The sequence below is a fragment of the Fusobacterium mortiferum ATCC 9817 genome (genome assembly GCF_000158195.2).
Classification (GTDB): domain Bacteria; phylum Fusobacteriota; class Fusobacteriia; order Fusobacteriales; family Fusobacteriaceae; genus Fusobacterium_A; species Fusobacterium_A mortiferum.
Map to the genome: position 1 here is coordinate 165,158 of NZ_GL987988.1, position 13,770 is coordinate 178,927.

General features: G+C 27.6%; 14 protein-coding genes. 13 read left to right on the plus strand and 1 reads right to left on the minus strand.

All coding sequences use genetic code 11. The annotated features are described in order from the left end of the window. Positions 1-4: 4 nt before the first annotated feature. From FMAG_RS01825 to FMAG_RS01860, 8 genes are all read left to right on the plus strand, one after another. The gene (locus tag FMAG_RS01825; protein WP_005883495.1) at positions 5-877 is read left to right on the plus strand and encodes an aldose 1-epimerase family protein; all 873 of its coding nucleotides are present in this window, start codon (positions 5-7) and stop codon (positions 875-877) included. A gap of 65 nt (positions 878-942) precedes the next feature. Further along, a complete protein-coding gene (gene dnaJ, locus FMAG_RS01830) occupies positions 943-2,124 on the plus strand; it encodes a molecular chaperone DnaJ (protein WP_005883497.1) in 1,182 nt (393 codons plus the stop codon). Between the two features lie 66 nt (positions 2,125-2,190). Further along, on the plus strand, positions 2,191-2,463 hold the full coding sequence (yajC, locus tag FMAG_RS01835; protein WP_005883499.1) for a preprotein translocase subunit YajC: 273 nt from the start codon (positions 2,191-2,193) through the stop codon (positions 2,461-2,463). Positions 2,464-2,579: 116 nt separating this feature from the next. Continuing rightward, positions 2,580-3,587, plus strand: coding sequence for an N-acetylmuramoyl-L-alanine amidase family protein (locus tag FMAG_RS01840; RefSeq protein WP_005883501.1), 1,008 nt, complete (start codon positions 2,580-2,582; stop codon positions 3,585-3,587). A gap of 15 nt (positions 3,588-3,602) precedes the next feature. Continuing rightward, positions 3,603-4,139, plus strand: coding sequence for a GerMN domain-containing protein (locus FMAG_RS01845; RefSeq protein WP_005883503.1), 537 nt, complete (start codon positions 3,603-3,605; stop codon positions 4,137-4,139). Between the two features lie 120 nt (positions 4,140-4,259). Continuing rightward, entirely contained in the window at positions 4,260-4,826 is a 567-nt protein-coding gene (gene yqeK, locus FMAG_RS01850) for a bis(5'-nucleosyl)-tetraphosphatase (symmetrical) YqeK (protein WP_005883505.1), read from the plus strand. 3 nt (positions 4,827-4,829) lie between these two features. Further along, the gene (gene rnr / locus FMAG_RS01855) at positions 4,830-6,962 is read left to right on the plus strand and encodes a ribonuclease R (RefSeq protein WP_005883507.1); all 2,133 of its coding nucleotides are present in this window, start codon (positions 4,830-4,832) and stop codon (positions 6,960-6,962) included. Between the two features lie 14 nt (positions 6,963-6,976). Then, positions 6,977-7,234: a hypothetical protein gene (locus FMAG_RS01860; RefSeq protein WP_005883509.1), complete on the plus strand. Its 258-nt coding sequence runs from the start codon at positions 6,977-6,979 to the stop codon at positions 7,232-7,234. Positions 7,235-7,359: 125 nt separating this feature from the next. On the opposite strand, the gene FMAG_RS01865 is transcribed toward FMAG_RS01860, so the two are convergent. Further along, positions 7,360-9,351, minus strand: a complete 1,992-nt coding sequence (locus FMAG_RS01865) for a BglG family transcription antiterminator (protein WP_005883511.1) — start codon at positions 9,349-9,351, stop codon at positions 7,360-7,362. Positions 9,352-9,564: 213 nt separating this feature from the next. Here FMAG_RS01865 and FMAG_RS01870 point away from each other — a divergent pair, with 213 nt between their 5' ends. Genes FMAG_RS01870 through FMAG_RS01890 form a run of 5 tightly spaced genes read left to right on the plus strand, consistent with a single transcriptional unit; the run spans position 9,565 to position 13,200 of the window. Then, positions 9,565-10,014, plus strand: coding sequence for a PTS sugar transporter subunit IIA (locus FMAG_RS01870; RefSeq protein ID WP_005883513.1), 450 nt, complete (start codon positions 9,565-9,567; stop codon positions 10,012-10,014). A 2-nt stretch (positions 10,015-10,016) separates the two neighbouring features. Beyond that, a complete protein-coding gene (locus FMAG_RS01875) occupies positions 10,017-10,319 on the plus strand; it encodes a PTS fructose transporter subunit IIB (RefSeq protein ID WP_005883515.1) in 303 nt (100 codons plus the stop codon). A 26-nt stretch (positions 10,320-10,345) separates the two neighbouring features. After that, on the plus strand, positions 10,346-11,407 hold the full coding sequence (locus FMAG_RS01880; RefSeq protein ID WP_005883517.1) for a PTS fructose transporter subunit IIC: 1,062 nt from the start codon (positions 10,346-10,348) through the stop codon (positions 11,405-11,407). Positions 11,408-11,457: 50 nt separating this feature from the next. Next, positions 11,458-12,321 (plus strand): ketose-bisphosphate aldolase, encoded by an 864-nt coding sequence (locus FMAG_RS01885; RefSeq protein ID WP_005883520.1) that lies wholly within the window; start codon positions 11,458-11,460, stop codon positions 12,319-12,321. 15 nt (positions 12,322-12,336) lie between these two features. Further along, positions 12,337-13,200, plus strand: a complete 864-nt coding sequence (locus FMAG_RS01890; protein WP_005883522.1) for an ROK family protein — start codon at positions 12,337-12,339, stop codon at positions 13,198-13,200. Positions 13,201-13,770: the final 570 nt, after the last annotated feature.

Sequence of the window (13,770 nt, forward strand, 5' to 3'; positions counted from 1 at the left end):
TAAAATGGAATTAAGATTAAATAATGGATTATTAGAAGTCAGATTAGAAAGTTTTGGAGCAGAATTAGTAGGACTTAGAGATTTAGAAAATAATAGAGAGTATATGTGGCAAAAGGACTCAAAATTCTGGGCTAAATGTTCTCCTATATTATTTCCTTTTGTTGGAGCTATAAAGGATAATAGATATTTTTATGCTGGAAAAGAATATCAGATAACTACAAAACATGGATTTGCTAGAGATTATGAATTTAAAGTAAGTTCTCAAGATGATACAAGCATTGAATTTTTATTTGAAAGTAATGAAGAAACATTAAAAATTTATCCTTTTAATTTTAAACTTTATTTAAAGTATATCTTAAATGGAAAAAAATTAAGAATGGAGTATAGAGTTGAAAATTTAGGAGATAAAAAGATGTATTTCTCTTTAGGAGCTCACCCAGCATTTGCCACTCCTGTAGGAGAAAATATTGATTATTCAGATTATTATATAGAGTTTGAAAAGGAAGAGAGTGGTGAAGTAAAAGTTTTAAATGGAGCTTTAATAAATTCTAAAAAAGTAGAGAAAGTTTTTGAAGGAAAGAAACTTGTATTAACAAAGGATAGATTTAAAAATGATGCTCTAATAATAGAGAATCCAAACTCTTATAAAGTAAATTTAAAAAATGATAAGACTAAATACAATGTTAACTTCACTTATGAAGGATTTAAATATATAGCTTTCTGGAATATGGTAGGATCAGAATATGTATGTTTAGAACCTTGGTGTGGTATATCTGATTATGATAATTGCAGTGGAAATATTGAAGAGAAAAATGGAATAGAAACTCTTGAAGCGAAAGAGAAATTTATAAGAAAAATAGAAATAGAAATTCTTTAATTTTAAAATTTATGATATAATAAATGGGAATGTGTAGAGATTTTTAGAGAAGGAGAGAATATTAAATGGCAGAAAAAAGAGATTATTATGAAGTTCTAGGAATATCTAAAGGGGCTTCAGAAGATGAGATAAAAAAAGCATATAGAAAAGCAGCCATGAAATACCACCCTGATAAATTTAGTAATGCAAGTGATAAAGAAAAAAAAGAAGCTGAAGAAAAATTTAAAGAGGTAAATGAAGCTTATCAAATTTTATCAGATGCACAAAAGAGAGCTCAGTATGATCAATTTGGACATGCAGCCTTTGAGCAAGGAGCTGGTGGATTCGGAGGAGGATTCAATGGCTTTGGTGGAGGAGCTGGAGGCTTTGAAGATATATTCAGTTCATTCTTTGGTGGAGGAGGTTCTGGATTTGGTGGATTCGGAGGAGGATTTGGTGGTTCTTCGAGAAGAAGCTATGTAGAGCCTGGAAGAGATTTAAGATATCAAGTAGAATTAACTCTTGAAGAGGTAGCAACTGGAGTAGAAAAAACTTTAAAATATAAAAGAAATGGAAAATGTAAGAGCTGTGATGGAACAGGAGCAGAGTCTGGAAGCTCTATGAAAACTTGTCCAAAGTGTAATGGTAGAGGTTATGTAGAGGTAACTCAAAGAACTATATTAGGAAATATGGTAAGTCAAATGGAATGTGATGAGTGCCATGGAAAAGGAAAAGTACCTGAGAAGAAATGTAAATCTTGTGGTGGAACAGGAATAGCTAGAGAAACAGTAGAGAAAAAAGTAAAAATTCCAGCAGGGGTAGAAACAGGACAAAAATTAAGATTAGAAGGTATGGGAGAAGCTAGTGAAACTGGTGGACCAAATGGAGATTTATATGTAATAATAAGAGTAAAAGAGCATGCTATCTTTGAAAGAGATGAGATGGATATCATGTGCGAAATACCAATTAAATTTACTACTGCAGCACTAGGTGGAGAAGTAGAAGTACCTACTTTAAAAGGTAAAAAAACTATAAAAATCCCAGCAGGAACTCAAACAGGTAAGAGCTTTAGAATGAGAGGAGAAGGATTACCTGCTCTAAGAGGTTCTATAGTAGGAGATGAAATAGTAAAAGTAGTAGTAGAAACTCCAATAGACTTAAATGAAGAACAACAAAAATTATTGAGAGCTTTTGAAGATAGTTTAAAAGAAAAAAATTATAAAAAGCATAAAACATGGTTAGATAAAGTTAAATCATTTTTTAAATAGTTTGAAAAATAGATTGTTTTGTGGTATACTAAGGAGAAGAAAATTTTTGTCAGAGGGGGATAAATAATGGAACAACTATTAGGAAAATACGGTGGGATGATACTTACTTTTGCTATATGGATAGCAGTATTTTATTTCCTATTAATATTACCAAATAAGAAAAAACAAAAGAAACAGCAAGAGATGTTAGACTCTATAAAAGAGGGGTCTGAAGTTATAACTGTTGGTGGAATAAAAGGAACAGTAGTGGCAGTATTAGGAGATTATGTAGAAGTAAGAGTAGATAAAGGAGTAAAAATTACTTTTAGAAAATCTGCTATATCAACAGTATTACAATAATATAAAAAAGTTTTAGGAGGGTTTAAGGAAACAATTTCCTACCCTCTTTTTTCTTAATATGTTGGTTATCTTTAAGTTAATAGTAGCCTAAATATTTATAAGAGATGGAGAGGTTAATGAAAAGAGTTTTAATATTATTTCTAATTATTGGAAGTATTTGTTTTGGAGGAACGATTAGTTCTGTCAGTGAAAAGGGAAGTAAACTCTCTTTTATATTTACTGGAAGTAATAAGTCAGCCTATCAGATAAACTATGATTCATATAATAGACTTATATTTATAGAGTTTCCAGGAAGTAATCTTTCAACTAAGATAAATGATAAAAACTATACTTCAAAGTATGTAGAGGATTTTTCTACAGTGAATTATGGAAATTCAGTAGGTTTTTTTATAAAATTAAATAAAAATATATCCTATTCAACATCCTTTAGTGGAAATGACTTTGTATTTTATTTTAATGATAAAAGTACTAAGAAGCAATATACTATAGCTATTGATGCTGGACATGGAGGAAAGGATCCTGGAGCTATAGGATATAAGAAATATTATGAAAAAACAATTGCTCTTTCAGTGGCTAGATATTTAAGAGATGAGTTAAAAAAAGATTTTAACGTGGTTATGACTAGAGATAGTGATGTATTTGTGACTTTAGGAGAAAGACCAAGAATAGCTAATAGGGCCAAGGCAGATATGTTTATAAGTATACATGTAAACTCAGCTGTGAAAAATACTCTTACTGGGACAGAGGTATTCTATTTTTCTAAAAAATCTTCCCCTTATGCTGAGAGAATAGCTGCTTTTGAAAACAGTGTTGGGGATAAATATGGAGAAAAAACTAATAATATAGTACAGATAATGGGAGAACTAGCTTATAAGAAAAATCAAGAGATATCAATAGGTTTTGCTAAAAAGACATCCTCAGCATTAGCTAAAGCTATGGGAATGAAAGATAGAGGAATACATGGAGCAAATTTTGCTGTACTGAGAGGATTTAATGGTCCTGGAGTATTAATAGAATTAGGATTTATAAATAATAGTGATGATATAAAAAAATTAACAAGTTCAACTTCTCAAAAGAAAATGGCTCAAGAGATAGCTAAAATGGTAAGAGAAAATTTTTATTAGAAAGAGGTGTGGCTTTTGAATAAAAAATTAATAGCAGTTGTTTGTATAATTTGGGGAATAGTTATAGTAAGTGGTGTAATGTTTTTTCAAATGAGAAGCTCTTCAAAAAAGATAAATATAATAGAGATAACTAATAAAGAAAAAGTAGTTACTGAAGAAGGAAAAGTAGAAAAAATAAATTTCTATGTAGTTTCAGATAATGTAGATAAGTTATTAAGAAAAGAAAAGGAGATTCCACTCTATATAAAACCAAAGGATAAAATAAGAAAAATTGTTCAAGTAAGTATGGAAAATTTATGGGAGAGTAAGATTTTAAAAACTTCTCAAATAGAGATAGGAAATATCTTTATAAAAGGTGATATGCTCTATATAGATGTAGATGCTAATATGTTGGAGCTAAAAGTAGAGAATAGAAAAAATTTGTTAGCAATATACTCTATAGTAAATAGTGTTACAGAGATAGGAAATATCAGAAAAATAAAGTTTTTAATAGATGGTAAAGAGGAAACAGGAAGTTTCTCAAAAATTTATACAAGAAATACAAATATTTAATGTGTGATGGAAAATAAACAGATTAATTTTATTAGAGAGAATATCTAAATATGATATAATGTAGAAAAGGATTTAGATATAAATAATCTGGATTATTTTCCATTTTTTTAAGGAGGGAAAATGTTAGAAAAATTGAGAGAGATGGTTAAAGAAAGAGTAACTGAGAAAAGATATATACATACTTTAGGAGTAGAGGAAAAAGCTGTGGAGCTAGCTAAAAAATATGGTGTGAATGAAGAAAAAGCTAGAGTAGCAGCAATTTTACATGATATAGCTAAAAGTGTAGAAGTTGGAAAATTAGAAGAGGTGTGTAGAAAATATTTTGCAGATGAATTAACTGAAGAAGATATAAAGATAACTGAAATATTACATGGATTTGTAGGCTATATAATAGTAAAAGAAGAGTTAAAAATAGAAGATAAAGAGATTTTAGAAGCTATAAAATATCATACAATAGGCAAAAAAGGATTATCTAAGCTTAGTAGAATAATATATATAGCTGATGGAATAGAAAAAAATAGAGATTATCCAAATGTAAAAAAAATAAGAGAGATAGTTGATAAGGATTTAGATGAGGGGATTATCTATGAGATTGATAAGAAGATAGAATATTTAGAGAGTATTGGTGGAAAAATACATAGAAATACTTTAGAGATGAGAGATTGGTTAAAAAGCTTGAGGAGGTAAATTATGAAAATAGAAAAAGAGTTAGAGAAATTAAAAGATATATTTAAAAATACAAAGGGAAAAGGTTTAAAACTTGATGAGATAACTAAGATGTTAGGATGGTCTCCAAAATTTAAAAAGGAGAATAGAGAGATAATAGAGAAATGGGTAAGTGATGGTGAGCTTATCAAAAATAATAGAGGAAAGTATAATCTTCCAGAAACACAAGGATATATTAAAGGAGTATTTAGTATAATAAGGGATAGATTTGCTTTTGTAGATACTGAAGATGAGGGGATATTTATTCCAAAGAGTGGATTTAATGGAGCTCTTGATGGAGATACAGTTTTTGTAAGACTTACAGCAGGTATGAAGGGAGACAGAAAAAAAGAGGGAGAAGTAGTAAGAGTAATAAGCAGAGATAAGGATATAGTTATAGGAATATTCCAAAAAAATAAGAACTTTGGTTTTGTAACTCCTACCCATTCTTTTGGAAGAGATATCTATATTCCATCTATAAGAATGAAAAATGCCGAAAATAATCAGTTGGTAGTGGTAAGAATAACTTTCTGGGGAGATAATGAGAGAAAACCAGAGGGAGAAATAGTAGAGATACTTGGAAATCCATATGATACTAAAAATATGATAGAGGCATTGATTATTAGAGAAGGAATGTCTGAAACTTTTCCACCTGAAGCAATGGCAGAGGCTAGAAGAATACCTATGGAGATAGGGAAAAAAGAGTTAGAGGGAAGAAAGGATTTAAGACATCTACCTATTATAACAATAGATGGCGATGATGCTAAGGACTTAGATGACGCTGTCTATGTAGAAAAATTAAAAAATGGAAACTATAAATTGATTGTAAGTATAGCTGATGTATCCCACTATATTCCTGAAGGGTCAGTATTAGATAGAGAGGCATATAAGAGAGGAAACTCTGTATATTTAGTAGATAGAGTACTACCTATGTTCCCTAAAGAGATTTCTAATGGTATCTGCTCTTTAAATCCTAATGAGGACAAACTTACTTTTACTTGCGAGATGGAAATAGATAAAAAAGGAAAGGTTGTAGACTCTGATACATATAAATCAGTTATAAAGACAGCATATAGAATGACATATAATAATGTCAATAAGATGATAGCTGGAGATGAGGAAACTTTAAAAACTTATGCTCCTATAAAAGATATGGTAATGGATATGTTAGAACTTTCTAAAATAATTAGAGAGGTAAAATATAAAAGAGGAAGTATAGATTTTGATATTCCAGAGATAAAACTTGTATTAGATGAAAAGGGAAAAGTTGAATATATTAAGAGTAGAGATAGAGGAGAATCTGAAAGAATAATAGAGGATTTTATGATAGCTGCCAATGAAACAGTGGCAGAAAAACTTTTCTGGTTAGAGATACCATCTGTATATAGAACTCATGAAAAGCCAGATATGGAAAGAATAAAAAATCTGAATGAAACTTTAGCAAAGTTTAAATATAGAATACACTCTTTAGAAGAAATACACCCTAAACAGTTTCAAAAAATAATAGAAGATTCTAAAGAGAGGGGAATTAATCTATTAGTTCATAAGATGATACTAATGGCATTGAAACAAGCTAAGTATACAGTAGAAAATTATGGACACTTTGGACTTGCATCTGGATACTATACACATTTTACATCTCCAATAAGAAGATATGCAGATTTAACTGTGCATAGAATTTTAAATTCGGTATTACATGGTTATCCAAATAAGAAAACTATTATAAAAAATATGGAGGAGTTACCTGTAACTTGTGCTCATATTTCTAAAACAGAGAGAGCTGCTATGAAAGTAGAAGACGAAAGCGTAAAAATTAAACTTGTGGAATATATGATGGATAAAGTTGGAGAAGAGTATGATGCTACAATTGTTGGATTTAGTAATAAGAGAGTATTCTTTGAAACTGAGGATCATGTAGAGTGTTTCTGGGATGTAGTTTCTGCTAAACATTACTATGAGTTTGATGATAGAGAGTATGTGATGAGAGATACGGATACTGGCAAATTTTATAGTATAGGAGATAAGTATAAAGTTACTTTAGTAAGAGCTAGTCTATCAGAGTTAGAAATTGAGGTTACACCTAATTTTGTAATGGATGAGGGATTAATTTTAAAATAAAAAGGGAGAATAAAATGAAGTTAAAACAATTATTAATGAATGAAGGAAAAAATATTGTTAGTATGATAATAGAGAGTAAAGAGATGACTTACTCAAGTTCTAATATATCAAAAATAGATTTGATTCCAGTAGAAGTAGGAAATTATACTTTAGTTTTAAATGAGATTGTCTTTGACTTTACTGATGAAGAGGCAGAAAAAGATGGAAATTTAAAAAATGGAGTATACTATTTTGATTTGGGAAAAGCTAAGATAGAAGTAGTTTTAAGATAGATTTTAAAATAATTTAGATTAGATAAAGAATAGAAAAAGAAGAAAATTTTACTTTAATAATCATTCTATAAGTATTAATGATTAGAGGTGAAATAATCTTCTTTTTTTATAAAAATATTATATTTTTATAAGTTATTTAGATAATCATAGTATTCAGATAAAGGTAATTTATAAAATTCTTCTTCTTCCTTTTCAATAAGTTCAAAAAGCTTAAATAAAAAATTATGATAGATATTTTTTTGATTTGTACAAAAACAAATAATTAATTTACATTTCTTATTTTTAAAAATAATAGGTTCTTTTAATTTTAAGAAACTAAATTTTGTATCAAAAACATTATTTTTATTTGAACAATGTGGAAAAATTGTATGTTCTCCAATATAAATATTAGTATTTTTGGGAGTTGTACTTGTTTTTATTAATGAAGTTATATAGGAATTATCAACATATTTATATTCAAATAATGGAGAAGCACAAATTTTAATAGCTTCCTCAATTGAGTCAACTTTATCAATTTCATTAATTAAAAATGGTTCAATAAATTTTTCTATATGTTTAAGTGGTTTTTCATAAAAAAATGAAGAATACTTATCTTTAATTAAAGTCTTTAATTTTTCTATTTCTAACTTATCACAAATTTTTTTTAGTTCAGCTATAAATTCCTCTGTATTAATCATAGAAATATCAAAAGAAAAGTTTTTTAATATTTCAATATCAGTTTTTGTTAAAATAGGACTTACTTTTACTATTGGAATTTTATCATCTCTTTCTTCTAAATCAATAGTTGTTATTATTAAATCTGGAATTTTATTTAAATTATTTTGATATTCTTGTAATGAGTATGTTTGAATATTATTTATCTTAAATAATTCCTTTAATCTCATTTTTAGAAAACTAGATGTACTTATTCCAAAGTTACAAACAATTGCAATATTTTTAATAGTTTTATTTTTTTCAATTCTTTGAATAGCTCTTTCAAAAAGAAGCACAACAAATGCAATCTCATCTTCAGAAATTTTTATACTTGTATTTTTTTCAAAACCAATAAATATATTTTTACAAATTTCAAAAGAGTTGTTATAGTTATGTTTGATTTCTCTTAAAATAGAGTTACCTAAATTAATATTTTTTAAAGCTCTGTATAACAATGGTTTTAAATGATTTAATAACTCTTGATGTAAGATTTTATCCTCTGTTAAATTAATCTTTTTTAAATTTGAAAAGTCTAAAATAATTTTATATATTTCCATTTCAATATTTAACCAATTTTTAAAAATTCCTAAAGGATTATTTTTGTTATAAGATATTCCTATTAAAAAATCACAAAGCCAAAGTTTGTAGTCGATATTTAGTTCTGGAAGTATATTATTTATAATTTTAAATTCAGATGAAGATTTAAAAAAATTTATATTACTCTTATATTTTAGATTTGGTTGATAGTAATTTAAAATACAAGTAAAAATTATAAATAGATTAAGAGCTTCATCAGAAATAAAATTATTCTCTTGAATTGCATTAATAAGACTATAGTCTATTTTAAATAACTCATTTATATTTAGTTTTTTAAAAAAATATTGGTAGAAAAAAGTTTTTTTTCTAGGTTTGAAATTATTATTTTTAAAAATTATATATTTATTTAAAAATGAGACTAAAAAAAAGCAAAAATCAATATCGTTATACTTAAAATAGTAGTCAGATGTTTCACTTTGAAGTAAATATATTTTACTTTCTTTGAGTTGTTCTTGTAATAATTTTATATCATTTTTAAGAGTTGGTTTTGAAATATCTAATTTTTTACTAAATAAAGATATGTTTATATTTTCTTTGAAGATTAAAGAATGAAGCATAAATAATGCTATTCTTTCTGAAGTTGAAAAAGAATAATAAATCTTATCTATATCATTAAATATTTTTTCATAAGAGATATTTATACCAGACCAAGATATATTTTGTTTATTTATAATAATTTGATATTCCTCTTTTAAGTCAAAATTTAGTTCTTCTATTTGGTATCTAATATTTCTCTCTGATGTATTTAAAAATATAGATAATTCAGATAAAGTATTTAATTTTTCTAATGAAAGAAGTAATTCAAAGTGTTTTTTATTTAAGCTCATATCAATTCTCCTTATTAAAAAGTAATACTTATGATTTATTATATCATTTTTTAAAATATTTGGTTAATAAAATATATTTCATAAAAAAATGAAAAAAATTATTCATAAAAATTAGAAAAAATATTTTTCGTTATATTTTGAAACAAATATGGTCTTGAAAAAATAAAAAAAGATGCTAAAATTTGACTATAAGAAAGTTGATGAGGTGAAAATATGAACAAAATACTTAAGGAGCAAAATATTTTTTTAGATGTTGAATCAAGATCAAAAGATGAATTGATTGAAACTTTAGCAGAGAAATTAGATAAGATGGGAAAATTATTTGACAAGAATATCTTTATTGAAGATATCTATAAAAGAGAGGCAGAAGGAATTACAGGGATTGAAAATGGATTAGCTTTACCTCATGGAAAATCATCTGGAGTCAAAGAAACAACAATTCTAGTAGCTAAATTAAAAACACCAATTGAGTGGGAAACTTTAGATGATTCTTTAGTTGATTTAGTAGTTTTATTTGCTGTGAAATTAGAGGATAAGAATGATGTGCATTTAAAATTATTATCAAGAATTGCTGGAAATCTTTCAGAAGAAGAAAATATTTTAAAAATAAAAGAATTAACAAATAAAGAAGAAATAATAAAAATTTTAGAAGAGGAGTGGTAATTATGAAAATAGTTGGAGTTTGTGCATGTACAGCAGGATTAGCTCATACTTTTATGGCTCAAAAAAAATTATTAACAGTAGGAAAGGAGAGAGGGCATATAGTAAATTTTGAAACACAAGGGTCAATGGGAATAGAAAATGAATTAACAGCAGAAGAGATAAAGAATGCAGATTTTGTAATTTTAGCTACTGATATAAAAATCGGAACAGAAAGATTTAAAGGAAAAAAAGTTATAAAAGTTCCAACTAATGTTGCAATAAAAGGAACTGTAAAATTATATGAAAAACTAGAAGAAAGTGTTTAAAATTAAGTATTTTGGAGGGTTAGAGTATGAAAAATTTACAAATTAAAAAGCATTTGTTGACAGGAATTTCTTTTATGTTACCATTAGTAGTTTCAGCAGGATTATGCATAGCAATAGGACAAATAATTCCTAGATTTGGAATAGAAACAAAAGTAAGTGATGTGCTTGTAAATTTAGGAGTTTATGGGATGAATCTATTAGTTCCAGTTTTCTGTGCTTCAATAGCATATTCTATAGCTGATAAGCCAGGAATAGCACCAGGATTAGTATTAGGATATTTAGCAAATGAAATAAAGGCAGGGTTTTTAGGAGGAATTTTATTTGGATTTGTAGTAGGATTTGTTGTACTTTGGTTAAAGAAAAATTTAAAAGTACCAAAGTCTATGGAAGGATTAGTACCAGTAATGTTGTTACCTTTATTAGCTATAATTGTATGTGGATTAGGAGCATATTTTATTGTAGGAATACCAATTGTGGCTTTACAAAGCTTCTTATTAGATTTTTTAACAAATTTAGATGGAAAGGGGAAATTTTTAACTGGAGCTATTTTAGGAGGAATGGTTGGATTCGATTTTGGAGGACCAGTCAATAAAACAGCATCAATCTTTGTAGATGGATTAATTTTGAATGGAATTTATGGACCAGAGGCTGTAAAAGTTATGGTTGCCATGGTTCCACCATTAGGTTTAGGATTATCTGTACTTTTAACAAAATATAAATATACTAAAGCTGAAATAGAGGGGGCAAAAGTTGCTTTTCCAATGGGATTATGCATGATAACAGAAGGAGTTATACCTATTGCAGCAAGAGATCCTTTTAGAGTAATAGCAGCAAGTACAATAAGTGGAATGGTAGCTGGAGGGCTTTCAATGCTGTGGGATGTAGGTTCAAGCATTCCATCTGGAGGAGTCTTCATTATTCCGTTTGTTCAAAATCCCTTAGGGTTTACAGCAGCTTTGATAATAGGAAGTTGCATAATGGCAGCGATTCTTTCAATAACTAAAAAGGTTCCTAGTCTAGAAGAAGAAGGGGAACTTATAATGGAAGAAGATATGAATTTAGATGATTTTGAGATAGAAAATTTATAATGAAATGAAAAAGTAATTTTATAAAAATATTATTATATGGAGGTAAAAATATGTTATTAAACATGAAAGAACTATTAAAAGTAGCACAAGAAGGGAAATTTGCAGTAGGAGCTTACAATATAGGAAGTGCTGAACTATTAAAAGTAGCAATAGAGGAATGTGAAACAAATAACTCTCCAGTAATTTTAGCAATTCATCCTTCTGAACTTGAATATTTGACAGATGAATTTGTAGAGTATGCTAAGGAAAGAGCAATGAGAAGTCCAGTTCCAGTAGTTATTCATTTAGATCATGGAGGAACAAAAGAACAAATTTTAAGAGCAATAAGATGCGGATTTACATCTGTGATGATTGATGCTTCACACTGTTCATTTGAAGAAAATGTAAAAATCACAAAGGAAATAGTAGAAATTGCAAAACCTTTAAATGTTTCAGTTGAAGCAGAATTAGGAACAATTGGAAATTTAGGTGAATCACATGAAGGTGGAGCAAGTGAAATAATATATACAAACCCTAAAAAGGCAAAAGAACTTGTTGAAAGAACAGGAATAGATACATTAGCTGTTGCAATAGGAACATCTCATGGATTATATCCTAAATGGATGACACCAAAATTAAATTTAGAATTATTAAAAGAAATTAGAGAAAAAGTAGGAATACCATTAGTTTTACATGGAGGATCTGCAAATCCAGATGCTGAAATTTCTGAATCAGTAGAATTAGGAATTTGTAAAATAAATATTTCAAGTGATATTAAAAGTGTATTCTTTAAAACTGTAAGAGAAACTTTAAAAGAAAATGAAAAAGTTATGGAACCACATGAGATTTTTGCTAAAGCTATTGTAGAAGCTAAAAAAGTTGTTAAACATAAATTAGAATTATTTAACTGTATAGACAAAGCAAAAATGTATTAATAAATTGGAGTTATTATGAGAATAGGAGCGATAGAAGCTGGAGGAACAAAATTTATTTGTGGTGTAGGTAATGAAAAAGGAGAGATTTTTGAAAAGGTGAGTTTTCCTACTGAAACACCAGAGATAACTTTGGCAAAGGTTGTAGAATTTTTTAAAGATAAAAATATAGAAAGACTTGGGATAGGATTTTTTGGACCAATTGATGTTAATCCAAAATCTAAAACTTATGGATATATAACTAAGACTCCAAAATTAGCTTGGACTGATTGTGACATAGTAGGATATCTAAAAAAATATTTTGATATACCTATGTTCTTTGATACAGATGTTAATGGAGCAGCTTTAGGAGAGGCTACTTGGGGAGCAGCTAAAGGATTAGAAAACTGTCTATATATTACAATAGGAACAGGAATTGGTGGAGGAGCAGTAGTTTCTGGAAAATTAGTACATGGTATGTTGCACCCAGAGATGGGGCATATCTTAGTAAAAAGACATCCTGAGGATACATATGAAGGAAAGTGTCCATTCCATAAAGATTGTTTTGAGGGAATGGCAGCAGGACCAGCAATAGAAGCAAGATGGGGAGTAAAAGGTCATGAGTTACCTGTGGATCATAAAGCTTGGGATATAGAAGCTTACTATATAGCTCAAGGAGTAGTGAATTTTATATTAACTCTGTCTCCAGAAAAGATAATCTTAGGAGGAGGAGTAATGAAACAATCACAACTTTTTCCTAAGATAAGAAAAGAAGTAAAGAGGTTACTAAAGGGGTATATACAAACAAAAGAAATATTAGAGGATATAGGTAACTATATAGTTTATCCAGATTTAGGAGATAATGCTGGATTGTTAGGAGCTTTAGTTTTAACTTTAAAATAGTATAATTTATTTAATTTTTCCTCTCTCTGCTTTTATGGAGAGAGGAAAATTTTTATTTAATTTTAATTTTATTTTTCTACTCCTCTTTTTCTAAAATAATTTTATTTTTATATCAAATAGCTATTATCTAAAATATCATATCTATAAAAATTTTAATATTTAGCCTGAAAATAGGTTTTCTATTTTATCTATCTTATTGACAGTAGATGTAGCTTAAATCTGGAGTTTTTTTTGTTTTAATTATACTAATGTTGAAAGAATATAAGGAATAGTCCTAATATAATAAATATTTAAATACTCTTAAATGTGGGATATTCTAAAACCTCATATATTTAAATTTTAAGGAGATTTTTAGTAGCTTTATATATTTTAATATTAGTGTACATTAAATATTATTACAAAAAAATGAAGATAAAATTATTTTATAAGGAAAAGATAACAGCTTTAATGTTATTCTTTTATAATTTTATATAATTGAGAATATAAATAAAATATTTATTTAAGTAAAAGGCGGACATCTAAAAAAAGAATAAAACTATTAAAAAATATTAGAGAAATATATATTAGAAT